Source organism: Streptomyces sclerotialus, assembly GCF_040907265.1.
Classification (GTDB): domain Bacteria; phylum Actinomycetota; class Actinomycetes; order Streptomycetales; family Streptomycetaceae; genus Streptomyces; species Streptomyces sclerotialus.
In genome coordinates, this window is record NZ_JBFOHP010000002.1 from 4,796,337 (window position 1) to 4,811,324 (window position 14,988).

Below are 14,988 nucleotides of genomic sequence, written 5' to 3' on the forward strand. Positions count from 1 at the left end.
CGGTTACTTCACCACGGTGATCCGGTCCGCCTTCGGCGGGTCCAGCGGGCCGGACGCCGAGGAGTGCGCGCCGAGGTACGCGGTGAGCGCCTCCAGGTCGGAGGGGCCGACGTACTTGTCCGTTCCGTCCTTGAACGCGGTGAATCCGTCGCCGCCGCCCGCCAGGAACTCGTTCACGGCGACGCGGTAGCTCTTCGCCGGGTCGACGGGCGCGCCGTTCAGCCGCACCGAGTCCGTGACGACCCGGTCGGCACCGGACTTGGTCATGTCCAGGGTGTAGGTGAGGCCCTTCGACACCTGGAGGATCTTCGGGGAGGCCTCGTTGGCACCGCTGACCTGCTGCTGGAGCGCGGTGAGCAGCTGCTTTCCGGTCAGCGAGACCACGTTCGTCATGTTGGTGAACGGCTGCACCGTGAAGGCCTCGCCGTACGTCACCACCCCGTCGCCCTCGCTCCCGGACGCCTTGAACGCCAGGTCGGAGCGGACGCCGCCGGGGTTCATCAGGGCCAGCTGGGCGCCGCCCTTGCCGCTGTCCGCCGTCGCCTCCAGCTGCGCGTCGGCGATGAGGTCACCGAGCGGCGACTCCGGGGTGCTCGCGCCGCGGCCCGGGATGTCCGCGGAGATGTAGCCGACCGGCTTGTTCGCGACCGGCGCCGCCAGCTTGTCCCAGCGCTTGATCAGCGCGGTCAGGTCGGCCGCCTTGGGCTGGGTGCGGTGCACGACGTGGTTGGCCGACTTCACGGCCGTGCGCACGATGTCCTTGGTCCTCCGGTCGTACGTCAGCGTGGTGTCGGTGTAGAGCTTGCCGAAGGAGGACGCCGAGGTGACCGTCCGCGGCTGCCCGGCCGGGTCCGGGATCGTGCACGCGTACGCCTGGTGCGTGTGCCCGGTGACCAGCGCGTCGACCTCGGGCGTGACCTTCTTGGCGATCTCGGTGATCGGCCCGGAGATGCCGTCGCCGGGGCCTGGGCTGTCGCAGTCGTAGTTGTACGCGGCGGACGCGGGCGCGCCGCCCTCGTGTATCAGCGCGACGACCGACTTCACGCCCTGCTTCCGCAGCACCTTGGCGTACTTGTCGATGGTCTCGGCCTCGTCGTGGAACTTCAGGCCCTTGACGCCCTCGGCGCTGACGATGTCCGGGGTGCCCTCCAGCGTGACGCCGATGAAGCCGATCTTCACGCCCTTGTGCTTCCAGACGGTGTACGGCTTCAGGACCGGCTTGCCGGTCTTCTCGTCGGTGACGTTCGCGGCGAGGTACGGATAGTCGGCGCCCCCGAACGTCCGGCCCTTCTCGTAACAGCCGTCCTTCGGGTGGCAGCCGCCGTTCTGCAGCCGGGCCAGCTCCGCGCGCCCCTCGTCGAACTCGTGGTTGCCGACGCTCGTCACGTCCAGGTCGAGCTTGTTCATCGCCTCCACGGTCGGCTCGTCGTGGAAGAGGCCGGAGAGCAGCGGGCTCGCGCCGACCAGGTCACCGGCCGCGGCGGTGACGGAGTACGGATGCCCCCTGCGCGCCGTACGCAGGGAGTTCGCCAGGTACTCCACGCCGCCCGCGTCGATCTTCTTCTTGCTGCCGTCCGCCTGCTCCTCCTCCACGGTGCCGGACGAGCCCTGCGGCGGCTCCAGGTTGCCGTGGAAGTCGTTGAAGGAGAGCAGCTGCACGTCGACGGTACGGGAGGAGTGGCCGGGGCCGCCGTGGGCGCCGGCGCCGGCGGGCAGGGCCGCCGCCGTGACGCCGGCCGCCGCGGCCAGTACCGTCACGGCGGCCGCCAGACGCCGCCGGAAACGGCGCCGGTGCGGAGTAACTGACATGGGTCGTCCCCCTTGTGGACAGCTGTGGACTGCGGGATGAGGAGTGGCCGAGCGACCGGAAGCCTACGGTCAACGCGCGTAGCGCAACAGGGGTGGCAGGTAAAGGCACGGTTGCGGTACGGGGACGGCGGGCCGCCGGCGGACGCGTACGGTGCCGCCCGCGGACCCGTACGGTGCCGGGCACGAACCCGTACAGTGCCGGGCACGGACGGTGGCGGCCGTCACCCGCCGGGCGTCGCGCCGTACCCTTCGGGGCATGACTGACGCTGCACAGGAAACGGGCCGGCCCGGCCGGGGCATGCAGGTACTGGACGCGCTCACGCCGGACGTGGCCGGTGCCGTACTGGAGCTGATCGAGACGGCGGCACGGACGGACGGCCAGCCGGCCGTCTCCGAGCAGGGGCGGCTGCAGCTGCGCGGCGGGCACCGGGAGGGCGTGAAGCACATCCTGGTGCGGGCCGAGGGCGACCGCATCGCCGGATACGGGCAGCTGGAGGGTACCGACCCGGTCGAGGCGCCGGCCGCCGAACTGGTGGTGCACCCCGGCTCCCGCGGCCAGGGCCTGGGCCGCAAGCTCGGCAGCGCGCTGCTGGAGGAGTCCGGCCGGCGGCTGCGGCTGTGGGCGCACGGCGGCCACCCCGCGGCCCGCCACCTCGCGCAGACCCTGGGCCTGACCCTCTTCCGCGAGCTGCGGCAGATGCGCCGGCCGCTGACCGGCCTGGAGCTTCCCGAGCCGGTGCTGCCCGAAGGCGTCACTGTCCGTGCCTTCCGGCCCGGCGCCGACGACGCCGCCTGGCTCGCCGCGAACGCCGCCGCCTTCGCCCACCACCCCGAGCAGGGCTCGCTCACCCAGCGTGACCTGGACGACCGCAAGGCCGAGCCGTGGTTCGACCCGCAGGGCTTCTTCCTGGCCGAGAAGGCCGGGGAACTGGTCGGGTTCCACTGGACGAAGAAGCACGCCGAGGAGGGCCTGGGCGAGGTCTACGTCGTGGGCGTGCGGCCCGAGGCGCAGGGCGGCGGGCTCGGCAAGGCGCTCACCACGATCGGACTGCGCCACCTGGCCGCCGAGGGCGTGCCGACGGCGATGCTCTACGTCGACGCGGACAACGTCCCCGCCGTCACCGTCTACGAGCGCCTCGGCTTCGTCACGCACGAGACGGACCTGATGTACCGCACCGAGCTCTGACGGCAGCGGGGCTGCCCCGTACCGGTGTTGACGGTGTGTCATGGCGTGGCGGCGGTGCCCGGCCCGCCGCCGCGCCGCTGCCGCCCGCACCGGAATATCCCCTGTGGGTAGCACCCCGCTTGCCTGTCCGCCATGTCTGCGTTACCGGCGATTCAAACTCGCTTGCGAGCATCACTGAATGCAGCCCTCCGCGCAGCCGGCCGGTGACCGCCGGCTCCGAGTCGCCCCGCCGCCTCCCGACGCGCTTTCCCGGCCGGGAGCGCGGAAGAATGAGGTCATGGACCAGCAGACCAGCGCCCAGGCAACGCCCCAGACGCCGTCCGCACAGGCTCAGCCCTCGGTCGGTTCGATCGCCGCGCACCGGCCGAACACGGTGGCCGCCTCCCTGCCCGAGCTGGAACCGGATCTCGACGCCGACCTGGACGCGTACGACGTCGACGGCGCGCTGGGTGACGGCGGCGTGGAGCTGCCCGCCGGCCGTTTCCTGGACCGCGAGCGCAGCTGGCTCGCCTTCAACGAACGCGTACTGGAGCTGGCCGAGGACCCGGCCACGCCGCTGCTGGAGCGCGCCAAGTTCCTGGCGATCTTCGCCTCCAACCTGGACGAGTTCTTCATGGTCCGGGTCGCGGGCCTCAAGCGCAGGATCGCCACCGGTGTCGCCACCCGCTCCGCCTCCGGTCTCCAGCCCCGCGAGGTGCTGGACCTGATCTGGACCCGCTCCCGCGAGCTCATGGCCCGGCACGCCGCCTGCTACCAGCAGGACGTCGCACCGGAGCTGGCCGGCGAGGGCATCCACCTGATCCGCTGGCCGGAGCTGACCGAGAAGGAACAGGCCCGCCTGTTCACCCTCTTCCGCCACCAGATCTTCCCGGTGCTCACCCCGCTCGCCGTGGACCCGGCCCACCCCTTCCCGTACATCTCGGGCCTCTCCCTGAACCTCGCGGTGGTCGTCCGCAACCCCGTCAGCGGCCACGACCACTTCGCCCGGGTCAAGGTCCCGCCGCTGCTCTCCCGCTTCCTGGAGGCCTCGCCCCAGCGCTACGTCCCCATAGAGGACGTCATCGCGGCACACCTGGAGGAGCTGTTCCCCGGCATGGAGGTGCGCGCGCACCACATGTTCCGGGTCACCCGCAACGAGGACCTGGAGGTCGAGGAGGACGACGCGGAGAACCTCCTCAAAGCCCTGGAGAAGGAGCTGATGCGGCGCCGCTTCGGCCCGCCGGTCCGGCTGGAGGTCGAGGAGTCCATCGACCCGGCCGTCCTGGACCTGCTCGTCCAGGAACTGAAGATCTCCGAGGCCGAGGTCTACCCGCTGCCCGGACCGCTGGACCTGACCGGCCTCTTCGGCATCGCCGCGCTGGACCGGCCGGAGCTGAAGTTCCCCAAGTTCGTCGCCGGCACCCACCGCGACCTCGCCGAGGTCGAGTCCGCCTCGGCGCCCGACATCTTCGCCGCGCTGCGCGCCCGCGACGTCCTGCTCCACCACCCGTACGACAGCTTCTCCACCTCCGTGCAGGCCTTCCTGGAGCAGGCCGCCGCCGACCCGCACGTCCTCGCGATCAAGCAGACGCTGTACCGAACCTCCGGCGACTCCCCGATCGTCGACGCCCTGATAGACGCCGCCGAGTCCGGCAAGCAGGTCCTCGTCCTGGTCGAGATCAAGGCCCGCTTCGACGAGCAGGCCAACATCAAGTGGGCGCGGAAGCTGGAGGAGGCCGGCTGCCACGTCGTCTACGGCCTGGTGGGCCTCAAGACGCACTGCAAGCTCTCCCTCGTCGTCCGCCAGGAAGGCGAGATGCTGCGCCGCTACTCCCATGTGGGGACCGGCAATTACCACCCCAAGACGGCCCGGCTCTACGAGGACCTCGGTCTGCTGACCGCCGACCAGCAGGTGGGCGCCGACCTCTCCGACCTGTTCAACCGGCTCTCCGGCTACTCCCGCCGGGAGACCTACCGGCGGCTGCTGGTCGCCCCGAAGTCGCTGCGCGACGGCCTGGTCCAGCGCATCACCAAGGAGATCGCGCACCAGCGCGCCGGCCACCAGGCGTACGTCCGCATCAAGGTCAACTCCATGGTGGACGAGGCCGTCGTCGACGCCCTGTACCGCGCCTCGCAGGCCGGTGTGGCGGTGGACATCTGGGTACGCGGAATCTGCGCACTGCGGCCGGGCGTGCCGGGGCTGAGCGAGAACATCCGGGTCCGCAGCGTCCTGGGCCGCTTCCTGGAACACTCGCGGGTGTTCGCCTTCGGCAACGGAGGGGAGCCGGAAGTATGGCTGGGCAGCGCGGACATGATGCACCGCAACCTCGACCGGCGGATCGAGGCGCTGGTCCGGGTCACCGACCCGGCGCACCGCGCCTCCCTCGTCCGCCTGCTGGAGACCGGCATGTCGGACGCCACCTCGTCCTGGCACCTCGGCCCGGACGGCAACTGGACCCGGCACGCGACCGACGCGGACGGCAGGCCGCTGCGGAACGTACAAGAAATGCTCATCGACGCCCGGAGGCGCCGGCGTGGCCTTGCGACTTGATCCCTCCCCGACCGGCTCCCCGCCCCGCGCACGGAGCCGTGCCCGCGCGGCGGCGGCCGGACCGGCTGCCGCCGCGTGCCCGGCCGCCGCGGCCACCGTGAGGAGGACGGCATGACGCACGGAGCGAACCGGAGCACGGCGCCCGCACCGGCCGGCCTGCTCGGCGCGGTGACCGGCCTGCCGCGTGACCGCGTGACCGCCGGCGAGGTGCTCTCGGGCTACCTCCACGAACAGTCGACGGCGTTCCTGCGCGGCCTGCGGCTGCACCGCGAGGGCGGCTCGGACGTGCGCGGCGCCGGGGACGCGGCGCGGGAACTGCGCGCCGCCGCACGCCGGATCAGCGGCGCGCTGCTCACCTTCCGGCCGCTGACCGACGAGGCCTGGGCCGACCAGCTGCGCGCCGAACTGGGCTGGCTGTCGGGCACCCTGGCCCGCGAGCACTCCTACGCCGACCGGCTCGAACGCCTGCTGGCCGCGCTGCACCGCGTGGCCGGCCCCGCCGAACCGAGCGGGACCTCCAGAGCGTCCGAGGGCGGTGTCGCGCCCCAGCGGACGCCGTCCCGCACGGCGGGGGCCGGAGACACCGGTAGCAGAGAAGGCCGGGCACGCGAGGAGCGGACCCGCGACCCCAAGGACCCGGCCGCCACCACCGCGGCCGGGGCCGCCCGGGCCGGCGCGCTGCTGGACCGGCAGCTGACCCTGGCCCGCACCCGCGCCCACTCCGCCGCCCTGCAGGCGCTCGGCTCCTCGCGCTTCCACGCCGTCGCGGACGCCGTGGCGGTGCTCGCCTCCGAGGCCCCGCTGGACAAGAACGCCGCCGACCGGCCCGCCGGCGAGGCGCTGCCGCCGCTGGCCGACCAGGCGCACCGCCGGCTGGCCGAGGCCGTCGCCGCACTGCCGCTGACCCGCGCCGGACATCCGTACAACGCGGCGGCGCTGATCGCCGACGACCGCCACGACGCCCCCTGGCACCAGGCCCGGCTGCTGCTGCGGCACAGCAGGTACGCGCAGGAGGTCGCCGACGGCGGCGTCACCGACCTGCGGCTGGTGGAGGCGGGGCGGGCGCTGGAGCGGCACCGGGACGCGGCCGAGGCCGCCGCTGCCGCCGCCGCTGCCGCCCGCACCCCGCGTATCGCCCCGGCCACCGCCTACGCCCTCGGCATCCTCCACGCCGACCAGCGCCACGAGGTCGAGGCGGCCCGCTACGCCTTCAGCCGGGCCTGGCGGGCCGGATGAGCGACGGAACGGTGATCCGGGCGGCGGGCTGTGTCCTGTGGCGCCGCGCGTCCGCGCCGGGCGGCGTGGAGATCGCCCTGGTGCACAGGCCGAAGTACGACGACTGGTCGCACCCGAAGGGCAAGCTCAAGCGGGGCGAGGAGGCCCTCGCGGGGGCGGTGCGCGAGGTCGCGGAGGAGACCGGCATGGACTGCCGCCCGGGTCCCGAGCTGCCGGCCACGTACTACGAGGTGAACGGCCGTCCCAAGGAGGTCCGCTACTGGGCGGCCGAGGCGTGCGGCGGCACGTTCGTCCCGAACGACGAGGTCGACCGGGTGGCCTGGCTGCCGCCCGCCGAGGCCCGTGGCCTGCTCACCCAGGACCGGGACCGGCCGCTGGTCGACGCGTTCCTGGCGGCACTGCGTACGGCCTGACCTGGGGTGACGCGGAAATCCGGGCAAGCCCCGCACTGACTTGAGTCGGGGCTTGTCAATTTTTCTTCGTAGGGCTATACCGGAGTGCGAAGGGCATCGCAGTCAGCAGACAGCGATCCGAAGGGAGATGACCCGTGATGCTCATGCGTACCGACCCCTTCCGCGAGTTCGACAGGCTCACCCAGCAGCTGTTCGGTACGGCGGCGCGGCCCGCGTCCCTGCAGATGGACGCCTACCGCGCGGACGACACCTTCGTCGTCCACTTCGACCTCCCCGGCGTCGACCCCGGGAGCATCGGCCTCGACGTCGAGCGGAACGTCCTGACCGTCCGTGCCGAGCGCCGCACGCCCGCCCCTGAGGGCGCCGAGCTGATCGCCGCCGAGCGCACCACCGGCACGTTCAGCCGCCAGCTTTTCCTGGGCGAGAGCCTGGACACCGAACACATCGACGCCTCGTACGACAACGGCGTCCTGACGCTGCGCATCCCGGTCGCCGAGCAGGCCAAGCCCCGCCGGATCGAGATCAGCGGCGGCACGAGCGGGCCGCAGCAGATCCAGGGCTGAGGCGGAGAAGGCCGCAGCCGGAGGCGGACAGAGGGCGCCGCGCGGGCTCTCCGCGCGGCGCCCACGCGTGTCCGGAAGTCCGGTCCTAGGCCGTGCCCCGCGGTGCCAGCGCCGCCCAGCGGACGGTGACCTCGCCCAGGCGCCAGCGGCGCGGCCCGTCGGCCAGCGGCCAGCCCGCGGCGTGGAGCGCGGTGACCGACCGGATCCAGCGCTGGCGGGCGCCGAGCGCGCCGTACGGGGCGGCCGCCGCCCAGGCCCGGTCGAAGTCCCGCAGGAAGGCGTGCACCGGCTCGCCCGGCACATTGCGGTGGATCAGCGCCTTGGGAAGCCGTTCGGCCAGGTCGGAGGGGGTCTCCAGGGAACCGAGGCGGGCCGCGAAGGTGACCGTGCGCGGACCTTCGGGGCCGAGCGCCACCCAGACGTGCCGCCGCCCGATCTCGTCGCAGGTGCCCTCCACCAGCAGCCCGTCCGGCGCCAGCCGCGCGCACAGCCGCGCCCAGACCTCGGCCACCTCGGCCTCCCCGTACTGCCGCAGCACGTTCGCCGCCCGGATGAGCGCGGGGGCGCGGCCCGGTGCGCCCGGCAGCGGCACCTCGAAGCCGCCGTGCAGGAAGACCAGCCCGTCCCGCTCGTACGGCCGGGCCGCCGCGACCCGCTCCGGATCGATCTCGACCCCCACCACCGCCGCGTCCCCGCGCGCCGTCCGCAGCCGGTCCAGCAGCTCCACGGCCGTCCAGGGCGCGGCCCCGTAACCGAGGTCGACGGCGACCGGATCGGCGGTACGGCGCAGCTGCGGGCCGTGCGTGGCCGCGATCCAGCGGTCCATGCGGCGCAACCGGTTGGGGTTGGTGGTCCCGCGGGTGGCGTTCCCGACCGGGCGTGCGGAGGGGGACGGGGAGGAGCTGCGGGCCATGACATGACTTTATGTGCTGCGCGGCGGGCCCCGGACCGATGCCCACGAGGGTCACGCTTTGGCAAAGAGGGCGGGGTGCGGCGCCTGGCGGGAAATGGCTCGGGCGACTCCGTTGTTGGCCGGTTGAGAGGCGCTCTTGCGCCGGATTTCTGCCGGATTTTGGGAGGTAGCTCGCAGTGAGCCAATACGTGTCCCGGCTCCGCGGCCGTCCCCAGAGCCAGTTCGCCGGCCCCGCCCGGCTGCGGCTGGGGGGCTCCCGCAAGCCGCGCCGGGTGGCGATGCTGAGCGTGCACACCTCCCCGCTGCACCAGCCCGGCACGGGCGACGCGGGCGGCATGAACGTCTACATCGTCGAGCTGGCCAGGAAGCTCGCCTCGCTCAACATCGAGGTCGAGATATTCACCCGCGCCACCAACGGCACCCTGCCGCCCTCCGTCGAGCTGGCGCCCGGCGTCCTCGTACGCCACGTGGACGCCGGCCCGTACGAGGGGCTGAACAAGGAGGACCTGCCCGCCCAGCTGTGCGCCTTCACGCACGGCGTCATGCAGGCCTGGGCCGGTCACCGCCCCGGCTACTACGACCTGGTCCACTCGCACTACTGGCTCTCCGGCCACGTCGGCTGGCTCGCCGCCGAGCGCTGGGGCGTGCCGCTCGTGCACGCCATGCACACCATGGCCAAGGTCAAGAACGCCGCGCTGGCGGAGGGCGACACCCCCGAACCGGCAGCGCGCGTCATCGGCGAGACCCAGATCGTGCGCGCCTCTGACCGGCTGATCGCCAACACCGCCGAGGAGGCCGGCGAGCTGGTCCGGCACTACGAGGCCGAGCCCGGCAAGGTCGCCGTCGTGCACCCGGGCGTCAACCTCGACCGCTTCCGCCCGGCGAGCGGCACGGCCGGCAGCGAGGTCGCGGACGAGCGGGCGGCGGCCCGGGAGCGCCTCGGCCTGCCCCAGCACGCGCTGATCCCCTTGTTCGCCGGCCGCATCCAGCCCCTGAAGGCCCCCGACATCCTGCTGCGGGCCGTCGCGGTACTGCTCGACCAGGACCCTTCGCTGCGTTCGCGGATCGTCGTCCCCGTCGTCGGCGGGCCCAGCGGCAGCGGCCTGGCCAAGCCCGAGGGCCTGCAGAAGCTCGCGGCGCGGCTCGGCATCGCCGACGTCGTACGGTTCCGGCCGCCGGTCGGCCAGGACCAGCTGGCCGACTGGTACCGCGCGGCCAGCGTGCTGGTCATGCCCTCGTACAGCGAGTCCTTCGGGCTGGTGGCCATCGAGGCCGAGGCGTGCGGCACCCCGGTGATCGCCGCGTCGGTGGGCGGCCTGCCGGTCGCCGTGAAGGACGGCGTCAGCGGCTTCCTCGTCGACGGCCACGACCCGGCGGACTACGCCCGCGCGCTGCGCCGGTTCGCCGACGACCCCTCGCTCACGCTGCGGATGGGCGCGGCGGCCGCGCGGCACGCCGCCTCCTTCGGCTGGGACGCGGCGGCCTCCGCGACGGCCGACGTGTACACCGCCGCGATGCAGGAGCGGCGCCGTCGCCTACGATCACCGCATGGCTGAGGACAGCAGGGCCGCGGACGCGCGGCAGGTCGTCGAGGAGACACTGAACGACGCCGGGCTGGAGTGGGAGTCACCGGCGGAGGGCAGTTACGTCGTCAAGCTGCCCGGCACCCGCAAGCTCTCCACCACCTGCTCGCTGCTGGTCGGCCGGCACTCCCTGTCGGTCAACGCGTTCGTCGTCCGCCGCCCGGACGAGAACCACGAAGCGGTCCACCGCTGGCTGCTGGAGCGCAACACCCGGCTGTACGGCGTGAGTTACGCGGTCGACAAGCTCGGCGACGTGTACCTGGTCGGCAAGCTGCCGCTGGCGGCCGTCACCCCCGAGGAGCTGGACCGCATCCTCGGCACGGTCCTGGAGAACGCCGACGGCTCCTTCAACACCCTGCTGGAGATGGGCTTCGCCTCCGCGATCCGCAAGGAGTACGAGTGGCGGGTCGCGCGCGGCGAGTCCACCCGTAACCTCGAGGCGTTCGCCCATCTGACCGGCCGAGACAAGTAGCACTTTCCGGCCCATTTCGCGGTCACCCTTCCCGGCTCTTCCACCGCCCGGCGGGCGCGTGCCATGCTCGCGGCCTCCTCTCCCATGCACCTCTTCACCTGCATGAAGGGCGGCCCCATGGACATCAGCAGGCGCACCCTGCTGGGCAGCGCGACCGCCGCGGCGGCGGCCGCGGCGCTGCCCGCTCTCCCGGCCTCGGCGGCCGGCCACGACACGGCTCTCTGGAACGAGTTCACCGCCCGGCCCTTCACGCATCCGCAGATCCCGTACGTCGGCCTGGCCGGCTGCCGGCGCGGCCCCCGGGCCGCCGGCCAGGGGCCCGTCATCGACGCCGTACGCGACCACGGCGCCCGCGCGGACGGCAGGACGGATTCGGCCCCTGCCATCAACCGCGCCCTGGAGGCCGCGGGCCGCCGCGGCGGCGGCACCGTCACCCTGCCGCCCGGCACCTTCCGCATCGACGACGTGATCCGCATCGGCCGCGACGGCGTCGTGCTGCGCGGCGCCGGCAGCGGCCGGACGAAGCTGCTCGCCACCAAGCACCTCACCGAGCTGATCGGCCCGTACGGCAGCCGGTACGGCGGCGACAAGTCCGCCTGGTCCTGGACCGGCGGCCTCATCTGGCTCTGCCCCACGGCCCGGTACGACTCCCTCGTCGCGGCGATCAGGAAGAAGCAATGGCCGTTCGAGGGCTGGACGGGCAACCGGCGCGACGAGTGGCGCCCGCTCACCGCCGTACGCCCGGCGCGCCGCGGTGACCGGACGGTGACGGTCGCCGACACCTCGCGCCTGCGCCCCGGAGCCCTCGTCCTCCTCCAGCTGGCCGACGACAAGGACCACACCCTCCTCCAGCACATGGCGGGCGGCGGTCCAGGGCCCGCCTCGTACACCTGGGACGGCAGGGAGAAGCTCAACAGCTTCGTCCCGTACGAGTGGCCCGTACGCATCGTCCGTATCAAGGGGCGCGGGGTGACCTTGGAGCGCCCGCTGCCCCTCGACGTGCGTCCGGAGTGGACCCCGCGGCTCACCACGCACGTACCCGCGCTCACCGGCGCCGGGGTCGAGGGCCTGACGATCGAGGCGGTCGAGACGCCGCAGTCATTGCACCTCCAGGACAAGGGCTACAACGGCGTCCTCCTGCAGTGCGCGTACGACTGCTGGGTACGGGACGTCGTCGCACGCCACGTCGACAACGGTTTCGGGCTGACCGCCTCGTCCTCCTGCACGATCAGCGACACCCGTGTCGCGGGCCGCGGGTCCCACCATCCGTACTACTGCCGCGAGGGCGCGCACGATAACCTCTTCGAGGACTTCGTGATCGAGCGGCGCAGCGTCCCCGCGCCGCCCGGCACCATCCTGCACGGCATCAACGTCGAGAACCTGTCCAGCTACAACGTCTGGTCGCGCGGCCGCATGGAGATGGGCACGTTCGACTCCCACCGGGGCATGCCGTTCGCCAACGTCCGTACCGACATCGTCATCGACAACACCGGCGAGCACGGCGGCGACCTGCGTGCGGGGCCGCTCTTCGGGGCCCGCTTCACGCACTGGAACGTCCGCGTCACGAACGGGCGGGCCGGCATGGTGAAGATCGACGGCCTGGCCCCGTACAGCGTCACCGCCGGCATCTCGAAGGTCCGCGAGTTCGGCCAGATCGACCAACCGGACTTCACGGGCGACCTGCACAGCAGGCTCGTCGCCTACGGCCGCCCCGGATCGGTCAGGCCACGGAACCTGTACGAGGCACAGCGCCGGCTGCGTCCGTGAGGGGGGCCGGGGCCGCGGCCCGCGCGCGGTCCTCGGCGTTCATCCGCCGTAGCAGCAGCCCGTAGCCGAGTGCGGCCACCGTGCCGACGGCCGCGCAGCCGGTCCACAGGGCCTCCGGGCCGTACCGGTCGATGACGGTCCCGCCGAGCAGCGGGGCCGCCAGCGCGGCCACCGACCAGGACAGTGCGTACATGCCCTGGTAGCGGCCCCGGCCGTGGAGGGGGGAGAGGCGGACCACCAGCCCCATCTGGGTGGGCGAGTTGATGATCTCGCCGAGCGTCCAGACGGCGACCGTCACCGCGAACAGCGCCACCGAACCGGCGAACGCGGTCAGCCCGAACCCGTACCCGGTCAGCAGCGCCGAGCCGATCAGCAGCGCCGCCGGGCTGCGGTGCTCGATGAAGCGGGTCACCGGGATCTGCAGCAGTACGATCAGCACGCCGTTCGTGGCGATCACCAGCCCGAAGTCCGAGCTGCTGAAGCCCGCCTGACCCATGGTCACCGGCAGCGACACGTACGCCTGCTGGAAGAGCAGCGCGAGCAGCAGATTCAGCCCGACGACGGTCATGAAACGCCCGTCCCGCAGCACGCTCGTCATCGACACGGGCCGTACCGGCTCCTGCGCAGTGCTGCCTTCCGATGTCCTTTCACTCGGCCGGGACTCGGGCAGCTTCACGAACACCACCACCGCGCAGGCCAGCACCAGCGCCGCCTCACCGAGGAAGAGCAGCAGATAGCCGTACTGGGCGAGCAGCCCGGCCAGCGACGAGGAGATCGCGAAGCCCATGTTCAGCGCCCAGTAGTTCAAGGCGAAGGCCCGCACCCGGTCCTCCGGCGCGACGATGTCCGCCATCATCGCCTGCACCGCGGGCCGTGAGCCGTTGGTCGCCATGCCCACCACGCAGGCCACCACCGCGATGGCCACCGGGTCCGTCATGAAGCCCAGCAGCGCCACCGAGACCGCGGTCGCCAGCTGGGCGATCAGCATCGTGGGCCGCCGCCCGAGCCGGTCGGTCGCCACCCCCGCCACCACGGACGAGACGACGCCGCCCAGCCCGTACAGCGCGCCGACCAGTCCCGCGTACGAGGCCGAGTACCCGCGCTCGACCGTGAGGTACAGCGCCAGGAAGGTCGCGACGAACGCGCCCAGCCGGTTGATCAGCGTGCTCGTCCACAGCCACCAGAACTGCCGTGGCAACCCCGCCACACTCGCGACGACCGCCTGTCTCACGCTGTCTCCCCCGCCCGCACCCATGTAAGTGGCACACCCACGAAGGAGAACCTACATATCCAGGTCACACCCGGCCACTGGATTAACACGAACCGTCAAACGTCACCGCCCCGGCACAGACGAGCGCCCGCGTGTCCACAGGCCGGGCCCCTGCCGGAACGGCCCCCCTCTTCGATTACGCTCAAAGGCATGGCCGACGCACCGTACAAGCTCATCCTCCTCCGCCACGGCGAGAGCGAGTGGAACGCGAAGAACCTGTTCACCGGCTGGGTGGACGTCAACCTGAACGAGAAGGGCGAGAAGGAGGCGGTCCGCGGCGGTGAGCTGCTCAAGGACGCCGGCCTGCTCCCCGACGTCGTGCACACCTCCCTCCAGAAGCGCGCCATCCGCACCGCGCAGCTGGCCCTGGAGGCCGCCGACCGGCACTGGATCCCGGTCCACCGCAGCTGGCGCCTGAACGAGCGCCACTACGGCGCGCTGCAGGGCAAGGACAAGGCCCAGACCCTCGCCGAGTTCGGCGAGGAGCAGTTCATGAAGTGGCGCCGGTCCTACGACACCCCGCCGCCCGCGCTGGACCGCGACGCCGAGTACTCCCAGTTCTCCGATGCCCGCTACGCCGTCATCCCGCCGGAGCTGCGCCCGCAGACCGAGTGCCTGAAGGACGTCGTCATCCGGATGCTGCCGTACTGGTTCGACAGCATCGTCCCGGACCTCCTCACCGGCCGCACCGTCCTGGTCGCCGCCCACGGCAACAGCCTCCGCGCCCTGGTGAAGCACCTCGACGGCATCTCCGACGAGGACATCGCCGGCCTGAACATCCCCACCGGCATCCCGCTCACCTACGAGCTCGACGCCGACTTCAAGCCCCTCAACCCGGGCGGCACCTACCTCGACCCGGAAGCCGCCAAGGCCGCCATCGAGGCAGTGAAGAACCAGGGCAAGAAGAAGTAAGCCCGCAGCGTCTCCGCAACGACGAGCCCCCTGCCTGCGGTTTCCCGCGGGCAGGGGGCTCGGTGCCGTGAGGGGCGGGTCAGCCGCAGCTGCCGCCGCACTGGCAGGGACCGCCCGACTGGCAGCCGCAGCTGCAGCCGGGGCCGCAGGAGCAGCCGTTGGCCGTGTCGGGCGCGGGGGTGGTGGAAACAGACGAGTGGGGCATGAAGTGCCTCCTGGTTGGCAGCCATGAGGGAGGTTCCTTCCCTCCCTTACCCATCAGGGGAGGCGCACCAACGGCGCGTGGCCGCACGGGTCAGGGCGCGCGTACCTCCGCGCGCCCCACGTGCGGGAC

Annotated in this window: 12 protein-coding genes; 9 read left to right on the top strand and 3 right to left on the bottom strand. The window is 72.6% G+C overall.

Going from position 1 to position 14,988, the window contains the following annotated elements; all coding sequences use genetic code 11:
• Nucleotides 1–3 precede the first annotated feature (3 nt).
• Complete coding sequence (locus tag AAC944_RS21370; protein WP_051871493.1) at nucleotides 4–1,809, bottom strand: bifunctional metallophosphatase/5'-nucleotidase; 1,806 nt, start codon at nucleotides 1,807–1,809, stop codon at nucleotides 4–6.
• A gap of 256 nt (nucleotides 1,810–2,065) precedes the next feature.
• Between AAC944_RS21370 and mshD the strand changes: the two genes are divergently transcribed.
• From mshD to AAC944_RS21395, 5 genes are all read left to right on the top strand, one after another.
• Complete coding sequence (gene mshD, locus AAC944_RS21375; protein ID WP_030610199.1) at nucleotides 2,066–2,995, top strand: mycothiol synthase; 930 nt, start codon at nucleotides 2,066–2,068, stop codon at nucleotides 2,993–2,995.
• Nucleotides 2,996–3,272: 277 nt separating this feature from the next.
• Entirely contained in the window at nucleotides 3,273–5,525 is a 2,253-nt protein-coding gene (locus tag AAC944_RS21380; RefSeq protein WP_030610196.1) for an RNA degradosome polyphosphate kinase, read from the top strand.
• Nucleotides 5,526–5,636: 111 nt separating this feature from the next.
• Nucleotides 5,637–6,761 carry a CHAD domain-containing protein gene (locus AAC944_RS21385; protein WP_078888372.1) on the top strand — a complete coding sequence of 375 codons (1,125 nt, stop codon included), beginning with the start codon at nucleotides 5,637–5,639 and terminating at the stop codon, nucleotides 6,759–6,761.
• Nucleotides 6,758–7,174: an NUDIX hydrolase gene (locus tag AAC944_RS21390; RefSeq protein WP_030610190.1), complete on the top strand. Its 417-nt coding sequence runs from the start codon at nucleotides 6,758–6,760 to the stop codon at nucleotides 7,172–7,174. Before AAC944_RS21385 ends, AAC944_RS21390 begins: the two co-directional genes overlap by 4 nt.
• Before the next feature lie 137 nt (nucleotides 7,175–7,311).
• Nucleotides 7,312–7,737 (top strand): Hsp20/alpha crystallin family protein, encoded by a 426-nt coding sequence (locus AAC944_RS21395; protein WP_030610187.1) that lies wholly within the window; start codon nucleotides 7,312–7,314, stop codon nucleotides 7,735–7,737.
• 85 nt (nucleotides 7,738–7,822) lie between these two features.
• Here AAC944_RS21395 and AAC944_RS21400 read toward each other — a convergent pair whose 3' ends face one another.
• Nucleotides 7,823–8,650 (bottom strand): class I SAM-dependent methyltransferase, encoded by an 828-nt coding sequence (locus AAC944_RS21400; protein ID WP_030610184.1) that lies wholly within the window; start codon nucleotides 8,648–8,650, stop codon nucleotides 7,823–7,825.
• Nucleotides 8,651–8,826: 176 nt separating this feature from the next.
• On the opposite strand from AAC944_RS21400, the gene mshA reads away from it, so the two are divergent.
• The 3 genes from mshA to AAC944_RS21415 all read left to right on the top strand — a co-directional run bounded on the left by mshA (nucleotide 8,827) and on the right by AAC944_RS21415 (nucleotide 12,472).
• Entirely contained in the window at nucleotides 8,827–10,206 is a 1,380-nt protein-coding gene (gene mshA, locus AAC944_RS21405) for a D-inositol-3-phosphate glycosyltransferase (protein WP_030610181.1), read from the top strand.
• Entirely contained in the window at nucleotides 10,199–10,705 is a 507-nt protein-coding gene (locus AAC944_RS21410; protein ID WP_030610178.1) for a type III secretion system chaperone family protein, read from the top strand. Before mshA ends, AAC944_RS21410 begins: the two co-directional genes overlap by 8 nt.
• Before the next feature lie 117 nt (nucleotides 10,706–10,822).
• Nucleotides 10,823–12,472: a glycosyl hydrolase family 28-related protein gene (locus AAC944_RS21415; protein WP_030610175.1), complete on the top strand. Its 1,650-nt coding sequence runs from the start codon at nucleotides 10,823–10,825 to the stop codon at nucleotides 12,470–12,472.
• Here the strand turns inward: AAC944_RS21415 and AAC944_RS21420 are convergent.
• Entirely contained in the window at nucleotides 12,426–13,727 is a 1,302-nt protein-coding gene (locus AAC944_RS21420) for an MDR family MFS transporter (protein ID WP_030610172.1), read from the bottom strand. The genes AAC944_RS21415 and AAC944_RS21420 overlap by 47 nt on opposite strands.
• 165 nt (nucleotides 13,728–13,892) lie before the next feature.
• On the opposite strand from AAC944_RS21420, the gene AAC944_RS21425 reads away from it, so the two are divergent.
• Complete coding sequence (locus tag AAC944_RS21425) at nucleotides 13,893–14,654, top strand: phosphoglyceromutase (RefSeq protein ID WP_030610168.1); 762 nt, start codon at nucleotides 13,893–13,895, stop codon at nucleotides 14,652–14,654.
• Nucleotides 14,655–14,988 lie beyond the last annotated feature (334 nt).

Excerpts from the sequence above, each read along its gene's own strand:
- AAC944_RS21370 (WP_051871493.1), bottom strand. The coding sequence starts at position 1,809 with ATGTCAGTTACTCCGCACCGGCGCCGTTTCCGGCGGCGTCTGGCGGCC.
- mshD (WP_030610199.1), top strand. The coding sequence starts at position 2,066 with ATGACTGACGCTGCACAGGAAACGGGCCGGCCCGGCCGGGGCATGCAG.
- AAC944_RS21380 (WP_030610196.1), top strand. The coding sequence starts at position 3,273 with ATGGACCAGCAGACCAGCGCCCAGGCAACGCCCCAGACGCCGTCCGCA.
- AAC944_RS21385 (WP_078888372.1), top strand. The coding sequence starts at position 5,637 with ATGACGCACGGAGCGAACCGGAGCACGGCGCCCGCACCGGCCGGCCTG.
- AAC944_RS21390 (WP_030610190.1), top strand. The coding sequence starts at position 6,758 with ATGAGCGACGGAACGGTGATCCGGGCGGCGGGCTGTGTCCTGTGGCGC.
- AAC944_RS21395 (WP_030610187.1), top strand. The coding sequence starts at position 7,312 with ATGCTCATGCGTACCGACCCCTTCCGCGAGTTCGACAGGCTCACCCAG.
- AAC944_RS21400 (WP_030610184.1), bottom strand. The coding sequence starts at position 8,650 with ATGGCCCGCAGCTCCTCCCCGTCCCCCTCCGCACGCCCGGTCGGGAAC.
- AAC944_RS21410 (WP_030610178.1), top strand. The coding sequence starts at position 10,199 with ATGGCTGAGGACAGCAGGGCCGCGGACGCGCGGCAGGTCGTCGAGGAG.
- AAC944_RS21415 (WP_030610175.1), top strand. The coding sequence starts at position 10,823 with ATGGACATCAGCAGGCGCACCCTGCTGGGCAGCGCGACCGCCGCGGCG.
- AAC944_RS21420 (WP_030610172.1), bottom strand. The coding sequence starts at position 13,727 with ATGGGTGCGGGCGGGGGAGACAGCGTGAGACAGGCGGTCGTCGCGAGT.
- AAC944_RS21425 (WP_030610168.1), top strand. The coding sequence starts at position 13,893 with ATGGCCGACGCACCGTACAAGCTCATCCTCCTCCGCCACGGCGAGAGC.